The following is a 17,090-nucleotide window of genomic DNA, read 5'->3' as shown; positions in this document are numbered from 1 at the left end:
CCCCCTCCCAACCTCCCCCTGCGACCGAAGGAAGTCCCTTTGGGGCAAGCAGGGGGAGGGGCAAAGCCAAACAGAGGCGAAGCTGGATCGTGCCGGGACACCCTCCCCTGCTAGCAGAGGATGGAAGGGGTGGGGTCCACGCCGCGCCGAACCCTCAGTGCGGGCAGCTCAAACCGGCACCTGCGCCAGCTGCGCCAACCGCCGCACCGCCACCGAGGCGATCGGGTAGTCCGCGTTCTGGGTGAGGATTTCCGCCAGCATGCTGCGGGTGTACTTCAGGGTGGCGTCGTCGCGCTGCAGCCATGCCTGCACCGGCGAAACGTCCTTGCTGGCGCCGCTGAGGTTCAACACCTGCAAGGCCAGCGCCCGGTGCTGGTGGTTGAGTTCGTCCAGCAGCGAGCCGCGTGCCTGCGCATGCCAGTGACCCTCCACCGGCAAGGCCTCGATCTGGTCGCGCAACCACTCCAGGTCCAGCGCCTGGCCCAGCTCATAGAACACGCCGGCCACCTTGTCCACCGGCTGGCCGCTCTGCTGGGCCACCTCGACCATGTCCAGCGCGGCACGCAGCACCGGCATGCGGGCCAGGCGCAGCGCCAGGTCGGCGGGCAGGCCCAGGCCTTCCCATTTTTCGCGGTTGCAGGCGAAGTCACCCTGGCCGGTCGGCGTCAGCACCTGCGGCAAGGCATTGCGCAGGTTCGACACCGCCGCCTGGTAGCGCTCCACGTTGGCCGCGATGTCCAGCGAACCACCCGGGCGGTTGAGCAGCCAGCGCGTCATGTGCCGCAGCAGCGACCAGATCTGCTTGATCGCGTCGATCTGGGTATCTTCGGCCACCTTGGTGTCGAGCGCCTCGATCTGCGCCCACAATGCGCGCGCGTCGAGAATCTCGCGCGCGGCGGTGTATGCCTTGGCGATGGCCGCCGGACCTTGGCCGGTGTCTTCCTGCATGCGCATCATGAAGGTGGCGCCCATGCGGTTGATCGTCGAGTTGGTCACCGAGGTGGCGATGATCTCGCGCTTCAGGCGGTGGCGCTGCATGTGCTCGGCATACTTTTCGTGCAGCGGCAGCGGGAAGTAGCGCACCAGTTCTTTCGACAGGTACGGATCTTCCGGCACGTCGGAGTCGAGCAGCTGCTGGAACAGGCGCAGCTTGTCGTACGACAGCAGGACCGCCAATTCCGGCCGGGTCATGCCGATGCCGCGGCTCTTGCGCTCGGTCAGCTCGGCTTCGGAGGGCAGGTTCTCGACCTGGCGATCCAGCGTGCCTTCGGCTTCCAGCGTGCGGATGAAGTGCGCCATCGAACCGATGCGGCCCACCGACTGGTGTTCCATCAGGGTGATCGCCTGGTTCTGCCGGTAGTTGTCCCACAGCACCAGCTCGCCCACCTCGTCGGTCATCGCGGCGAGCTGGGTGTTGCGCGCATCGAAGCTCAGTTCGCCACGCTGCACCGCATCGTTCAGCAGGATCTTGATGTTCACCTCGTGGTCGGAGGTGTCCACGCCGGCGGAGTTGTCGATGAAGTCGGTGTTCAGCAGCACGCCCTTCTGCGCCGCCTCGATGCGGCCCTTCTGGGTGAAGCCGAGGTTGCCGCCCTCGCCCACGATCTTGCAGCGCAGGTCGCCACCGTTGACGCGCAGCGCGTTGTTGGCGCGGTCGCCCACGTCGGCATGCGTCTCGGCGGACGACTTCACGTAGGTGCCGATGCCGCCGTTCCACAGCAGGTCGACCGGTGCCTTCAGGATCGCGCTGAGCAGGTCGCTGGGCGCCATCTGCTCGACGTCGGGCTTCAGGCCCAGCGCCGTGCGCACTTCGGGCGAGATCGGGATCGACTTGGCGCTGCGCGGATACACGCCGCCACCGGCGGAGATCAGCGACTTGTCGTAGTCGTCCCAGCTCGAGCGCGGCACCTTGAACAGGCGCTGGCGCTCGACGAAGGTGCGCGCCGCGTCCGGGTTCGGGTCGAGGAACACGTGGCGATGGTCGAACGCAGCCAGCAGGCGGATGTGCTCGGACAGCAGCATGCCGTTGCCGAACACGTCGCCGGACATGTCGCCGATGCCGACGCAAGTGAAGTCCTGCGTCTGGCTGTCGCGGCCAAGCGAGCGGAAGTGACGCTTGACCGATTCCCACGCGCCCTTGGCGGTGATGCCCATGCCCTTGTGGTCGTAACCGTGCGAACCGCCGGAGGCGAATGCATCGCCCAGCCAGTAGTCGTGCTCGATCGAGATCGCGTTGGCGATGTCGGAGAAGGTCGCCGTGCCCTTGTCGGCGGCCACCACCAGGTAGGGGTCGTCCGCGTCGTGGCGCACCACGTCATGCGGATTGACCACCTTGCCTTCGATCAGGTTGTCGGTGATGTCGAGCAGGCCGTTGATGAACAGCTTGTAGCAGGCAATGCCCTCGGCCAGCTGCGCGTCGCGGTCGCCGCCCACCGGTGCCTTCTTGACGAAGAAGCCACCCTTGGAGCCGACCGGCACGATCACCGTGTTCTTCACCATCTGCGCCTTGACCAGGCCCAGCACCTCGGTGCGGAAATCCTCGCGACGATCCGACCAGCGCAGGCCGCCGCGGGCCACCGCGCCGAAGCGCAGGTGGATGCCCTCGACACGCGGCGCGCACACCCAGATCTCGCGATACGGCACCGGCTTGGGCAGCTCGGGCACCTTGTGCGAATCAATCTTGTAGCTGATGTAGTCGCGGTAAGCGCCCTCCCATTGCTGGAAGAAGCTGGTGCGCAAGGTGGCACGGATCAGGTTGACGAAGCTGCGCAGGATGCGGTCTTCGTCGAGGCTGGCGACGTTTTCCAGCAGCGCGTGGATGGCGCTTTCCACCATCGCCACCTGATCGGCGCACGGCTTCGACAAGGCCGCGCCAAGGCCGTCGATCAGGCCCGGCTGGGCGGCCTGCACGTTGGCCGGAATCAGCGCCCGCATCTCGGCGGCCAGGGTTGCGCCGGCGGCCTTCAGCTCGTCGGCGGACAGCGCCTCACGGCGCGGATCGAACTTGGCCAGGAACAGCTCGACCAGCAGGCCGGCGATCGCCGGATAGCGGTTGAGGGTTTCCTCCATGTAGGACTGCGAGAACGTGGCGCCGGTCTGCAACAGGTACTTGCAGTAACCGCGCAGCATCGCCACCTGCCGCCAGCTCAGCTTGGCGCCCAGCACCAGCCGGTTGAAGCCGTCGTTCTCGGCGTGGCCGCGCCAGATCTGCTCAAAGGCATCCTCGAACAGCGCGCCGACCTGCTCCACCCCAAAGGTAAGCTTGCCGACCGGCTGCACTTCGAAGTCCTGGATCGACAGCGAAGCCTCACCGGTGATGTCGTAGACATGTTCGGTCAGCACGCGCAGGCCGAGGTTCTCCAGCTGCGGCAGCACTTCGGAAAGCGCGATGTCGCCACCGGAGCGGTAGACCTTGAAGCGCAGCGTCTCGGGTTCCTCGGGCGGGTGGTAGAACGACATGCGCAACGCGTTGTCGCCCTGCAGCAGGGACAGCTGGTGCACGTCCGCCGCGGCCACGGCCGGGCTCACGTCCTCGACATAACCGGCAGGCAGCGAGCGAGCGTAGCGGTTGGCCAGCACCACGCCCTCGTGTTCACCGCGCTGGGCCACCAGCGCATCGCGCACTTCGTCGTGCCAGTTGCGCACGATCCCGGCGACGCCGTTTTCCAGTTCGGCGAGATCGTAGTTCGGCTGGTCGCCGATCTTCGGCCGCAGCACGATGTGCAGTCGCGCCAGGGCGGCCTCGCCCATCAGCACCGACGAATCGATCTGCTCGGCGTGCAGCGCCGAACCCAGCAGCGCCTCGATGCGCTCACGCACCGAGGTGTTGAAGCGGTCACGCGGCACGAACACCATGCAGGTGAAGAAGCGGCCGTAGCGGTCGCGACGCATGAACAGCCGCGTATGCGCGCGCTGGCGCAGCTCCAGGATGCCCATCGCGGTGGCGAACAGCTCGTCCTCGGTGCCCTGCAGCAGTTCCTCGCGCGGCAGCGTTTCGAGGATGTGGCGCAGCGACTTGCCCGAGTACGAATCGCGCTTGAGGCCGGAACGCGCCAGCACCGCCTCGACCTTGTGCCGCACCAGCGGCACGTCCTGCGGGCGGGCCATGTAGGCATTGGAGGAGAACAGGCCCAGGAAGCGCTGCTCGGCCACGGCGCGACCGTCGGCACCGAACTGCAGCACGCCGATGTAATCCATGTAGCCAGCGCGGTGCACGTGCGAACGGGCATTGGTCTTGGTCAGGATGATCGCATCGGTGGAACCGGACTGCGGCAACTCGCTGGCCGCCAGCGTGCGCAGCGAACGGGGCGCCATCGAGCGCTCGTTGGCGCGCAGGATGCCCAGGCCGGACGCATCGATGGCGCGCAGCACGCGATCGCCTTCGGCATCGGCCACTTCGTATTCGCGGTAACCCAGGAAGGTGAAGTTGTCGGCCGCGATCCAGTTCATGAACTCGCTGGCCTCCTGCACCGAGGCGGCATCGATCGGCAGCTTGCGCTGCGGCAGCTCGTTGGCGATCGCCAGCGCCTTGTCGCGCATCGCCGACCAGTCGCTGACCGCGGCGCGCACGTCATCCAGGGCAGCCTCGACGTGGGCGGTCAGCTGCTCCTGTTCGGCGGCATCGGCGACCCGGTCGATCTCGAAATGCATCAGCGACTCGCCCTCGCCGGCCGCGTCGCCCAGCGACAGCAGCTTGCCCGAGGCATCGCGGGTCACCTTCAGCACGGGATGGATCACGGCGTGGATCTGCAACTTCGCCGAGACGATCATGCTGGCCGTGTCGACCAGGAACGGCATGTCGTCGGTGACGATCTGCAACATGCTGCGGCCCGAATTCGCGTCCACGGGATTGAGCACGCGCACGCTGGCGCTGCCACGTTGCCGCTGCTGCATGAACTCCAGCAGGCTGCCGACCAATGCGGCCCATTGAACGGGCGTGTGCAGATGCGCGTCGCCGCCCCCCACTCGTGCAAAGAAAGCCTCGCAGAAAACCTGCGCCTCACCGAGGCGTTCGGGCGAGAAACCGCCCATTTTCAGCTCTGCAAGCACTACTGACGGAAGGGAAGGATCGTTCGCCGCATGGGTCGCATTCATGGCATCTACTGTTCAGTGGAGACGATGGTGGGTAACAGGGTAAAAAGCCTTGGAAGGATACGCCGCGCACCTGGGCGAATCCACCCACGCAGCGCCCGCCCGACCATGCTGCGGCGCATGTTCGAGGCTCGTCGTCAGCCCTGGTACAGCTGGCGCGGCACAGCGGAACAATGCGCCTGTCGATACACACGATGCACATGCCACCAGTCAACATCGCGGCCACTGCCGCACGCGGTTCTCGTTCGTACATGAGCGCGGCAGTGAACCCCACTGCGCTGTCCACAGTTTGAAACGACTGTCAATGACTGGATTCGCGGCCCGGATAAAATGTAAACTCACCGGTATAGTCTTGTTGGCAAAGCGCTTCGCACGGCGCTTCCCGTCGTGTCGACGGATTTGAAACGCGGCACGCACGCTCGCGACCTTTGACACAGGACATGTGACTCAAGATGCGGTATTCCGTTTCTGACGACACCGCAGCGCGCGTCGGCACCCCCCTCCCCGTACAAGCCAGTTCTGGAGCTTCCATGAATTCCTCGTTGTTGCGCACGCCATTGTTGTGCCTGGGCCTGCTGGCGTTGACCGCCTGCGGCAAGGGCAAGGAACAGGGTCCGCCGCAGATGCCGCCCCCCGACGTGGGCGTGATCAAGGTCCAGCCGCAGACCTCGCCGCTGACCCGCGATCTGGTCGGGCGCCTGTCCGCCTATCGCAGTGCCGATGTCCGCGCCCGCGTGGCCGGCGTGCTGCTCAAGCGCACCTATGAGGAAGGCACCAACGTCAAGCAGGGCCAGTTGCTGTTCCAGATCGATCCGGCGCCGCTGAAGGCCTCGCTGAGCGCGGCCCAGGCGTCGCTGGCCCAGGCGCAGGCCACCTGGACCAACAACAAGGTCACCGCGCAGCGGGTGCGCGAGCTGGCGCCGAAGGGCTATGTGTCGAAGTCCGACCTGGACAACGCGCTGGCTGCCGAACGCAGCGCCGCCGCTGCGGTGCAGGCAGCCCGCGCCAACGTCGAGACCGCCCGCATCAACCTGGGCTACGCCAACGTGACCTCGCCGATCGATGGTCGCGCCGGCCAGCAGCAGGTCACCGAAGGCGCCCTGGTCGGCAACGGCGAAGCCACCCTGCTCACCACCGTCGACCAGATGGACCCGCTGTACGTGAACTTCACCATGGGCGTCGACTCGCTGGAACAGATGCGCCGCGCGCAGAGCAGCGGCAACGTCACCCTGGCCGATCCGAACAAGGCCAGCGTGCAGATCACCCTGCCCGACGGCAGCGACTATCCCGAGCCGGGCGTGCTGGATTTCTCCGACACCACGGTCAACCCGTCCACCGGTTCGGTCAACCTGCGTGCCAAGGTGGCCAACCCGAAACGCAGCCTGCTGCCCGGCATGTACGTGACGCTGAAAGCGAACCTCGGTCAGCAGCACAAGGTGTTCCTGGTGCCGCAACAGGCCGTGCAGCGCGACACCGTGGGCGCCTACGTGATGACCGTCGGTGCCGACGGCAAGGTCGTGCGCAAGGACGTCAGCACCGCCGACATGGTCGACGGCAAGTGGGTCATCAACGACGGCCTCGCCGCCGGCGACCAGGTGGTGGTGTCGGGCATCCAGAACGTGAAGGCCGGTGCACCGGCCAAGGCCAGCCCGTGGAAACCCGCCAGCTCGTCATCGAGCCAGCCGCCAGCCGCGCACAGCGGCAAGTAACGGAGCCGGACGATGCCGAGTTTCTTCATTGACCGCCCGATCTTTGCCTGGGTGGTGGCGATCCTGATTTCCCTGGGTGGCGTGCTGGCCATCCTCAACCTGGGCGTGGAGTCGTATCCGACGATCGCGCCGCCCTCGGTGACGGTCAGCGCGACCTACCCCGGCGCCAGCGCCGAAACCACCGAGAAAACCGTCACCCAGGTGATCGAGCAGCAACTGACCGGCATCGACCACCTGCTGTACTTCAACTCCTCGTCCAGCGCCAGCGGTCGCGCCAGCATCACGCTGACCTTCGAGTCCGGCACCGATCCGGACATCGCCCAGGTGCAGGTGCAGAACAAGGTGGCGCTGGCCACGCCGCGACTGCCGTCCGAAGTGACCCAGCAGGGCGTGGTGGTGGCCAAGGCCAACGCCGGCTTCCTGATGGTGGTCGCGCTGACCTCGGACAACAAGAACATCGACCGCGACCGTCTCAACGACATCGTCGGTTCGCAGGTGCTCGACCAGATCTCGCGCGTGCCAGGCGTCGGCAGCACCCAGCAGTTCGGCTCCGAATACGCCATGCGGATCTGGCTGAACCCGGACAAGCTGCACGGTTACAGCCTGTCGGCCACCCAGGTGCTGGCGGCGATCAAGGCGCAGAACGTGCAGTTCGCGGCCGGTTCGCTGGGCGCGGACCCGGCCCTGCCCGGCCAAGGCTTCACTGCCACGGTGTCCACCGAGGGGCGCTTCACTACGCCCGCACAGTTCGCCGACATCATCCTGCGCGCCGATCCCGACGGCACCACCGTCAAGCTGGGCGACGTGGCGCGGATCAGCTTCGGTCCCGGCGGCTACGGTTTCGACACGCAGTACCAGGGCAAGCCGATCGGTGCGTTCGCGATCCAGCTGCTGCCCGGCGCCAATGCGCTCAACGTGGCCACCGCGGTGCGCGGCAAGATGGACGAGCTGGCGCCGAGCTTCCCGCAGGGCGTGACCTGGTTCAGCCCGTACGACAGCACCGCCTTCGTCACCATCTCGATCAACGAGGTGGTGCACACGCTGATCGAGGCGATCATCCTGGTGTTCCTGGTGATGCTGCTGTTCCTGCAGAACATCCGCGCCACCATCATCCCGACCCTGGTGATCCCGGTGGCCCTGCTGGGCACCTTCCTGGGCATGCTGGTGCTCGGCTTCAGCATCAACCAGCTGACCCTGTTCGGCATGGTGCTGGCGATCGGCATCGTGGTCGACGACGCGATCGTGGTGATCGAGAACGTCGAGCGCATCATGACCGAGGAAGGTCTGTCGCCGAAGGACGCGACGCGCAAGGCGATGGGCCAGATCACCGGCGCGGTGGTGGCGATCACCGTGGTGCTGGCTGCCGTGTTCGTGCCGTCGTCGCTGCAGCCGGGCGCGTCGGGCATCATCTACAAGCAGTTCGCGCTGACCATCGCGGTGTCGATGGGTTTCTCGGCCTTCCTCGCGCTGTCGTTCACGCCGGCGCTGTGCGCCAGCTTCCTGCAGCCGGAGCACCACAAGAAGAAGAACATCGTCTTCCGCAAGTTCAACGAGCTCTTCGACTGGACCACGCACACCTATACCGGCCACATCGGCGGCGCCGTGCGCCACGCGCCACGCTGGATGCTGGTGTTCGTGCTGCTGGCCGTGCTGGGCGGCTTCCTGTACACGCGCCTGCCCGGCAGCTTCCTGCCCGAGGAGGACCAGGGCTACGCGCTGTCGGTGATCCAGCTGCCACCGGGCGCCACCAAGCAGCGCACCTCGGCGGTGATGACCCAGATGCGCGAGATCCTGAACAAGGATCCGGCCGTCGAAGGCGTGCTGCAGGTCACCGGCTTCAGCTTCATCGGTTCGGGCGAGAACGCCGGCATGGCCTTCATCAAGCTCAAGGACTGGGCCAAGCGCGACGACACGGCGGCCCAGTTCATCCAGCGTGCCAATGGCTCCATGCAGCAGATCCACGACGCGCGGATCTTCGTGGCCAACATTCCGACGGTGCAGGGATTGGGCCAGTTCGGCGGTTTCGACATGTACCTGCAGGACCGCAGCGGCGCCGGTCGCGAGGCGCTGACCCAGGCCCGCAACATGCTGCTGGGCAAGGCCAGCCAGGACAAGTCGCTGGTCGGCGTGCGCCCCAATGCACTGGAAGACTCGCCACAGCTGCACCTGGACGTGGACCGCGTGCAGGCGCAATCGATGGGCTTGCAGGTCGGTGACATCTACAACGCGATCGGCCTGATGCTGGCGCCGGTCTACGTCAACGACTTCACCTACGGCGGCCGCATCAAGCGGGTGATCATGCAGGCCGACGCCCCCTATCGCATGGGTCCGGAGGCACTGCAGCACATCTTCACCCCCAGCACGCTGGGTGCTGCCGGCGCCGCGCCGGAGATGATCCCGCTGTCCACCGTGGTGCGCAGCCAGTGGCAGGTGTCTTCGCCCTCGCTGACCCGCTACAACGGCTATTCGGCGGTGGAGATCGTCGGCTCTCCGGCGCCCGGGCACGCCTCGGGCGAAGCCATGAGCGAGATGGAGCGGATCGTCAACAACGATCTTCCCAAGGGCTTCGGCTTCGACTGGACCGGCCAGTCCTACCAGGAAATCCTGTCCGGCAACGCGGCCACCCTGCTGATGCTGCTGTCGATCGTGATCGTGTTCCTGGCCCTGGCGGCGTTGTACGAGAGCTGGTCGATCCCGGTGTCGGTGATGCTGGTGGTGCCGCTGGGCCTGCTCGGTGCAGTGGTGTTCTCGCTGCTGCGCGGACTGCCCGACGACATCTACTTCAAGATCGGCCTGATCACGGTGATCGGCCTGGCGGCCAAGAACGCGATCCTGATCGTGGAGTTCGCGGTGGCCGAGCAGAAAGCCGGACGCACCCTGCGCGAGGCCACCGTCGACGCGGCCCGCCTGCGCCTGCGGCCGATCCTGATGACCTCGCTGGCCTTCATCCTGGGCGTGTTCCCGCTGTTCATCTCCAGCGGCGCCGGCGCCAATGCACGCCATGCGATCGGCACCGGCGTGATCGGCGGCATGCTGTTCGCCACCTTCCTCGGCGTCTTGCTGATCCCGGTGTTCTACGTGGTGGTGCGCCGCCTGCTCGGCGACAAGCTGGACGGCGATACACCGGCTGGCACAGCGAGCCATAACGGCATGCAGTCGTTCGATTCGGATCCCCGTCGCGGGCAGTAGGGCGAGGAGTGAGTGTGGAGGAGTGAGAAACGAGTAAAGGCAACCTCGCGCCTCGACCTTGCCCCTTGCACTCACCAGAACAAAAAGCCCCAGCTTCAAGCTGGGGCTTTTTGCTTGTGGAGATTCGAAAGTGCGGTGGAGAGAGATGAACAGCACACGGCTTCCTCTCGTTTCTCACTCCTCCACACTCACTCCTCGCCCCTCAGCGCAGGCCCGTCTCCGCCCGCGCGATCACCATCCGCTGGATCTCGCTGGTGCCTTCGTAGATCTCGGTGATCTTCGCATCGCGGAAGTAACGCTCCAGCGGCATTTCCTTCGAGTAACCCATGCCGCCATGGATCTGCACCGCCTGGTGGCTGATCCACATTGCCGCCTCCGAGGCGACCAGCTTGGCCACCGCGGCCTCGGTGCCGAAGCGTCCGCCGTTCTTCTCCGCCTCGCCCTTGGCCCAGGCCGCGCGCAGGGTCAGCAGCGTGGCCGCGTCGAGCTTGCACTTCATGTCGGCGATCTTGGACTGGGTCATCTGGAACGTGCCGATCGGCGCGCCGAAAGCCTTGCGGTCGCGCGACCACTGCAAGGTGGCCTCATACGCCGCACGGCAGATGCCCACCGCCTGCGAGGCGATGCCGATACGGCCGGCGTCGAGTACGCCCATCGCCATCGAGAAGCCCTTGCCCTCCTCGCCGAGCAGGTTCTCCTTGGGCAACACGTAATCGGTGAATTCGATCTCGCAGGTGGCCGAGGCGCGGATGCCGAGCTTGGGCTCGCTCTTGCCGGCGTGGAAACCCGGCAGCTGCGTGTCGACGATGAAGGCCGACACACCCTTGGCGCCGATGCCGGGCGTGCTGATCGCGAACAGCACGATGTAGCGCGCCACCGGGCCGGAGGTGATCCAGCTCTTCTTGCCGTTGATCACCCAGTCACCGTTGGCGTTCTTCGCGGCGCGCGTGTGCATCGCCGAGGCGTCCGAACCGGACTGCGGCTCGGTCAGCGCGTAGGCGCCGATCGCCTCGCCGGTGGCGATCGCGCGCACGTACTTCTGCTTCTGCTCCTCGTTGCCATGCTTGAGGATGCCGTTGCAGAACAGCGAGTTGTTCACCGACATGATGGTCGCGGTGGCCGCGTCGGCCGCGGCGATCTCGATCATTGCCAGCACATAGGCCACCGGGTCCATGCCGGCGCCGCCGTACTCCTCGGGCACCTCGATGCCCATCAGGCCGAGCTGGCCCATCTCGCGGATGTTCTCCAGCGGAAACTCGCCCTTCGCGTCGAGCTCGGCGGCCACCGGTGCGATGCGCTTCTGCGCAAAATCACGGGCGATCGACTGGATCGACAACTGGTCTTCGGTAAAGCTGAAATCCATGGGAAAGCTCCGGCAACGGGGAAAGCCGGACATTTTAGCCGGGATGGCCGGTGGCGGGGCGCGCGACGCGGCAACCACCCGGCGCGTCGGCGCTTGACGCTTGCATCAACGGGGCCTAGCCTACACATCTTTGTATCGCGATACAGGGATGATCATGGATCTGGCAACCGCTTCGAGCGTGCTGCGCCTGCTGGCCGACCCCACCCGGGTCCGCCTGCTGGCCCTGCTTGAACACGAGGAACTCACCGTGGCCGAACTGGCTGCCGTGCTGCACCTGGCCCAGCCGCGCGTATCGACCCACCTGGCCAAGCTGAAGGAAGCCGAACTGGTGCGCGACCGTCGCGCCGGCGTCTCCGCCTACTACCGCGCCAACAACGAAGGCGATCAGGCGCAGCATGACCTGCTCGCCTCGCTGCGCGCCAGTATCGACGACGCCCTGCTGCGCGAGGATGCCGCCCGCCTGCCCGGCGTGCTGGCCAACCGTGCCCGCGAGGAAGGCTGGGCCGACACCGTGGCCGGCGACATGGAGCGTCACTACTCGCCCGGCCGCACCTGGGAAACGCTGGCCCGCTCGCTGCTGCAATTGCTGGGCACCGGCGACGTGCTGGACATCGCCTCCGGCGACGGCATCACCGCCGAACTGCTGGCGCCCCACGCGCACTCCATCGTCTGCGTGGATTCCAGCGAGCGGGTGGTCGAAGCCGCCGCGAAGCGATTGCAGGCCTTCACCAACGTGCGCGTGATCCAGGGCGACATGCACGCGCTGGAGCTGGGCGACCAGCGCTTCGACCTGGTGCTGATGCTGCACGCGCTGACCTATGCCGAACACCCGGCCAGGGCGGTGGCCGAGGCTGCGCGCCTGCTGCGCCCGGGCGGCCGCCTGCTCGCCGTCACCCTGGGCAAGCACGACCACGGCAAGGCGGTCGAACCGTTCGACCACCGCAACCTCGGCTTCAGCAGCGATCAGCTGGACGGCTATGCCCGGGCCGCCAGGCTCGACGTCCTGAGCTGCAACCGGCTCAGCCGCGAGCGCAAGGCGCCGCATTTCGAAGTGATCAGCCTGCTGGCGCGCAAGCCTGCCTGAACCTGCAAGGAAGTTCGATGAGCACCCTCCCCTGGCTCCACCCCGAACGCGTCGCCTTGCTGGAGCACGCACTGCGCCAGCGCATCCTGATCCTCGACGGCGGCATGGGCACCATGCTGCAGGCACACGAGCTGGACGAAAGCGGCTTCCGCGGCGAACGCTTCGAACACGGACACGATGGCCACGCGCACGACCACGCCGGCAGCTGCGACCTCAAGGGCAACAGCGACCTGCTCACGCTGACCAAACCAGACATCATCCGCGGCGTGCACGACGCGTATCTGGAAGCCGGCGCGGATCTGGTCGAAACCAATACCTTCAATTCGACGCGGATCAGCCAGGCCGACTACAAGCTGCAACACCTGGCCTACGAGTTGAATCTCGAAGGCGCGAAACTCGCCCGCGCCGCCTGCGATGCGATGACCGCGAAGACCCCGGACAAGCCGCGCTTCGTGATCGGCGTGCTCGGCCCCACCAGCCGCACCGCCTCGTTGTCCCCCGACGTCAACGATCCCGGCTTCCGCAACGTCACCTTCGAAGAACTGGCGGCGAACTACACCGAGTCCGCCAATGGCCTGATCGACGGCGGCGCCGACGTGATCATGGTCGAGACGATCTTCGACACGCTGAATGCGAAAGCCGCGCTGTTCGCCCTCGCCGAACTATTCCACCAGCGCGGGGCGCGCCTGCCGGTGATGATCTCCGGCACCATCACCGACCGCTCCGGCCGCACGCTCTCGGGCCAGACCGCCGAAGCGTTCTACTACTCGGTGCGCCATGCGCGCCCGCTGTCGGTGGGCTTCAACTGCGCGCTGGGCGCCGAGGACTTGCGCCCGCACGTGCAGACCCTGGCCAACCTCGCCGAAAGCTACGTCAGCACCCATCCCAACGCCGGCCTGCCGAACGCCTTCGGCGAGTACGACGAAACACCCGAACACATGGCCAGCGTGATCGGCGGCTTCGCCCGCGATGGTTTGCTGAACCTGGTCGGCGGCTGTTGCGGCACGACGCCGGCGCACATCAAGGCGATCGCCGAAGCTGTGCGCGATTGCGCGCCAAGGACGTTGCCTGCGCACGACGCGGAGGCCGCATGAACGCACCGTCGCTCCTCCCCCTGCTTGCAGGGGGAGGTTGGGTGGGGGTCACGCTTTTGACTTCCATCTCAAAAACCAGGTCAAAAGCCTTACCCCTCCCCAACCCTCCCCTGCACGCAGGGGAGGGAGCAACAGCATGGTGTCGTCGCACATGAGTATTCGCCACACCCGCCTCTCCGGCCTCGAACCACTGGTCGTCACCCCCGACCTGCTGTTCATCAACGTGGGCGAGCGCACCAACGTCACCGGTTCGGCGCAGTTCAAGAAGCTGATCAAGGAAGACCGCTACGACGAGGCCGTCGAAGTCGCCCGTCAGCAGGTCGCCAACGGCGCCCAGGTGATCGACATCAACATGGACGAGGGCCTGATCGATTCCGAGGCGGCGATGACCCGCTTCGTCAACCTGATCTCGTCCGAACCGGACATCGCCCGCGTGCCATTCATGATCGACTCGTCGAAGTGGACGGTGATCGAGGCCGGCCTGCGCTGCCTGCAAGGCAAGGGCATCGTCAACTCGATCTCGATGAAGGAAGGCGAGGCGGCGTTCCTCGAACAGGCGCGCAAGGTGCGCCAGTATGGCGCCGCCGCGGTGGTGATGGCGTTCGACGAACAGGGCCAGGCCGACACCATCGAACGCAAGGTGGAGATCTGTTCGCGCGCCCATGAACTGCTCACCAGGGAACTCGACTTCCCGCCCGAAGACATCATCTTCGACCCCAACATCTTCGCCATCGCCACCGGCATCGAGGAACACAACAACTACGCGGTGGATTTCATCGAGGCCACCCGCGAGCTGAAGAAACGCTTCCCCGACTGCCACGTGTCCGGTGGCGTCTCCAACGTGTCGTTCTCGTTCCGTGGCAACAACATCGTGCGCGAGGCGATCCATTCGGTGTTCCTCTACCACGCGATCCGCGCCGGCATGGACATGGGCATCGTCAACGCCGGCGCGCTGACCATCATGGACGACATCGACCCGCCGCTGCGCGAGCGTGTCGAGGACGTGGTGCTGAACCGCCGCGAGGATGCCACCGAGCGCCTGCTGGAGATCGCCGACAACTACAAGGGCAAGCGCGGCGCCGCCGAGGTCGAGACGCTGGCCTGGCGCGAGAACGACGTGCGCGCCCGGCTCAGCCACGCGCTGGTGCACGGCATCGACCAGTACGTGGTCGAGGACACCGAGGAGGCCCGCCAGCTGTCCACGCGCCCGCTCGACGTGATCGAGGGTCCGCTGATGGACGGCATGAACGTGGTCGGCGACCTGTTCGGCGCCGGCAAGATGTTCCTGCCCCAGGTGGTGAAATCCGCCCGCGTGATGAAGAAGGCGGTGGCCTATCTGCTGCCCTACATCGAGGCCGAAAAGGAACGCACCGGCGACACCGGCAAGAACAACGGCAAGATCGTGATGGCCACGGTCAAGGGCGACGTGCACGACATCGGCAAGAACATCGTCGGCGTGGTGCTCCGCTGCAACAACTTCGAGGTGATCGACCTGGGCGTGATGGTGCCCGCGCAAAAGATCCTCGAAACCGCGATCGCCGAGAACGCCGACATGATCGGCCTGTCCGGCCTGATCACACCATCGCTGGAGGAGATGAGCCAGGTCGCCCGCGAGATGCAGCGCCGGGACTTCCACATCCCGCTGCTGATCGGCGGCGCCACCACCTCGCGCGCGCACACCGCGTTGAAAATCGAACCGCACTACAAGGCCGGTACCGTCTGGGTGAAGGACGCCTCGCGCGCGGTCGGCGTGGCGCAGTCGCTGGTCAGCAAGGAACTGGTCGACGACTTCCTGGCCAAGGTGCGCGCCGACTACGCCGACGTGCGCGAACGCCATCGCAACCGCGGCCCCGGCAAGAAACTGGTGTCGCTGGAAAAAGCCCGCGCACAGCGCTTCCGTTGCGACTGGGCCAACTACGATCCGCCGCAGCCGGCCAAACCCGGCATCACCGTCTTCGACGACTACGACCTGGCCACGCTGCGCGACTACATCGACTGGACCCCGTTCTTCCAGGCCTGGGAACTGGCCGGCCACTACCCGGCCATCCTCACCGACGACATCGTCGGCCCCCAGGCCAGCGAACTGTTCCGTGACGCCCAGGCGATGATGGACAAGATCATCGCCGAGAAGTGGCTCACCGCCCGCGCCGTGATCGGCCTGTGGCCCGCCGCCAACGTCGGCGACGACGTCGAGGTATACGCCCCGCCTTCCCTTCCTCCGCAAACGGGACACACCTCGACTTCCCTTCCCCCGCAAGCGGGGGAAGGTGCCCGAAGGGCGGATGAGGGCACGCCCCTGGCCACCCTCCACAGCCTCCGCCAGCAAGCCGACAAACCCCCCGAGCGCCCCAACCTCTGCCTCGCCGATTTCATCACGCCAAAGGAATTCGCCAAACCCGACTGGATCGGCGGCTTCGCGGTCACCGCGGGGATCGGCATCGAGGAACACCTCAACCGTTTCCTGGCCGACTACGACGACTATTCCTCGATCATCCTCAAGGCCCTGGCCGATCGCCTCGCCGAAGCCTTCGCCGAGCACATGCACGAGCGCGTGCGCAAGGAGTTCTGGGGCTTCGTGGCGGACGAGGCACTCGACAACGACGCGCTGATCGCCGAGAAATATCGGGGCATCCGCCCCGCGCCCGGCTATCCCGCCTGCCCCGACCACACCGAGAAAACCACGCTGTTCAAGCTGCTCGACGTCACCAGGAACACCGGCATCGAACTCACCGAAGGCTTCTCGATGTATCCGGCCGCCGCCGTCTCCGGCTGGTACTACTCGCACCCGGACAGCCAGTATTTCGTGGTCGGCCGCCTCGGCAAGGAACAGGTCGAGGATTACGCGAAGCGCAAGGGCTGGACGCTGGCCGAGGCCGAGCGCTGGCTCGCCTCCAACCTCGACTACGACCCGGAGTGACTTACGCGGTCGCGTCGCCGGTCATGCTGTGCTTGCGGTGGCGCAAGTGCACGATGAGGTTGTAGACCGACACGAAGACCGGGAAGAAATTCGAGATGATGCCCACCGAGTCGTTCTTGCCCAGGGTGAAGTACGCCAGCAACAGCACACTGCCGCATACCGACAGCCACCAGAACGCCAGCGGCATCACCACGCGCTTGTACTTGCGTGTGTAGTAGAGCTGCACGAACCAGCGGCTGGTGAACAGCAAGGTGCCGGCGAAGCCGACCATCTTCCACGGCGTCAGCTCGAACTGCTGCAGCGCGTGGAGGATGTGATCGAAATGGGGGCTGAAAAGAAGCACGGCGGCGCGCCTGGGCGGAAGACAGGGGCGCAAGTCTAGCAAGGCCACCCCAAGGCCCCGTGACCGTCGCGACGGTCGTCGCTGCAAAAGGCATTGACCCGCCCCGCGACTATCCCTAAAATTGCGCGTTCTCGGCGGGCGATTAGCTCAGCGGTAGAGCACTGCCTTCACACGGCAGGTGTCGCAAGTTCGATCCTTGCATCGCCCACCATCGTTACAGGAAACCGGCCTTTCATGGCCGGTTTCGTCGTTTGGGCACCTCGAAAGTGGGTGGCACGAAAAGCGCAACGTGCGTGCAGC

General features: G+C 66.1%; 8 protein-coding genes and 1 tRNA gene. 6 read left to right on the top strand and 3 right to left on the bottom strand.

From position 1 onward, the window contains the following. Window positions 1-168: 168 nt before the first annotated feature. A complete protein-coding gene (locus ASD55_RS09450; protein ID WP_056765668.1) occupies window positions 169-5,094 on the bottom strand; it encodes an NAD-glutamate dehydrogenase domain-containing protein in 4,926 nt (1,641 codons plus the stop codon). A 527-nt stretch (window positions 5,095-5,621) separates the two neighbouring features. Here ASD55_RS09450 and ASD55_RS09445 point away from each other — a divergent pair. Both ASD55_RS09445 and ASD55_RS09440 read left to right on the top strand, forming a co-directional pair. After that, window positions 5,622-6,800 (top strand): efflux RND transporter periplasmic adaptor subunit, encoded by a 1,179-nt coding sequence (locus ASD55_RS09445; protein ID WP_056765666.1) that lies wholly within the window; start codon window positions 5,622-5,624, stop codon window positions 6,798-6,800. A gap of 12 nt (window positions 6,801-6,812) precedes the next feature. Beyond that, entirely contained in the window at window positions 6,813-9,989 is a 3,177-nt protein-coding gene (locus tag ASD55_RS09440) for an efflux RND transporter permease subunit (RefSeq protein WP_056765664.1), read from the top strand. A gap of 202 nt (window positions 9,990-10,191) precedes the next feature. On the opposite strand, the gene ASD55_RS09435 is transcribed toward ASD55_RS09440, so the two are convergent. Next, the gene (locus ASD55_RS09435; protein WP_056718663.1) at window positions 10,192-11,352 is read right to left on the bottom strand and encodes an acyl-CoA dehydrogenase family protein; all 1,161 of its coding nucleotides are present in this window, start codon (window positions 11,350-11,352) and stop codon (window positions 10,192-10,194) included. A gap of 154 nt (window positions 11,353-11,506) precedes the next feature. On the opposite strand from ASD55_RS09435, the gene ASD55_RS09430 reads away from it, so the two are divergent. The 3 genes from ASD55_RS09430 (at window position 11,507) to metH (ending at window position 16,447) form a co-directional block, all read left to right on the top strand. After that, window positions 11,507-12,436 carry a metalloregulator ArsR/SmtB family transcription factor gene (locus tag ASD55_RS09430; protein ID WP_056766040.1) on the top strand — a complete coding sequence of 310 codons (930 nt, stop codon included), beginning with the start codon at window positions 11,507-11,509 and terminating at the stop codon, window positions 12,434-12,436. Window positions 12,437-12,453: 17 nt separating this feature from the next. Further along, window positions 12,454-13,530: a homocysteine S-methyltransferase family protein gene (locus ASD55_RS09425; protein ID WP_056765662.1), complete on the top strand. Its 1,077-nt coding sequence runs from the start codon at window positions 12,454-12,456 to the stop codon at window positions 13,528-13,530. A gap of 151 nt (window positions 13,531-13,681) precedes the next feature. Beyond that, on the top strand, window positions 13,682-16,447 hold the full coding sequence (gene metH, locus ASD55_RS09420; RefSeq protein WP_056766038.1) for a methionine synthase: 2,766 nt from the start codon (window positions 13,682-13,684) through the stop codon (window positions 16,445-16,447). A 1-nt stretch (window position 16,448) separates the two neighbouring features. Here metH and ASD55_RS09415 read toward each other — a convergent pair whose 3' ends face one another. Beyond that, window positions 16,449-16,790, bottom strand: coding sequence for a lipid-A-disaccharide synthase N-terminal domain-containing protein (locus tag ASD55_RS09415; RefSeq protein ID WP_056718660.1), 342 nt, complete (start codon window positions 16,788-16,790; stop codon window positions 16,449-16,451). A 136-nt stretch (window positions 16,791-16,926) separates the two neighbouring features. Between ASD55_RS09415 and ASD55_RS09410 the strand changes: the two genes are divergently transcribed. After that, window positions 16,927-17,001: transfer RNA gene (locus tag ASD55_RS09410), tRNA-Val, on the top strand. Window positions 17,002-17,090: the final 89 nt, after the last annotated feature.

Origin of the sequence: Rhodanobacter sp. Root561, assembly GCF_001427365.1 — a bacterium.
Classification (GTDB): Bacteria; Pseudomonadota; Gammaproteobacteria; order Xanthomonadales; family Rhodanobacteraceae; genus Rhodanobacter.
This window is presented reverse-complemented; position numbering and strand designations above follow the sequence as displayed.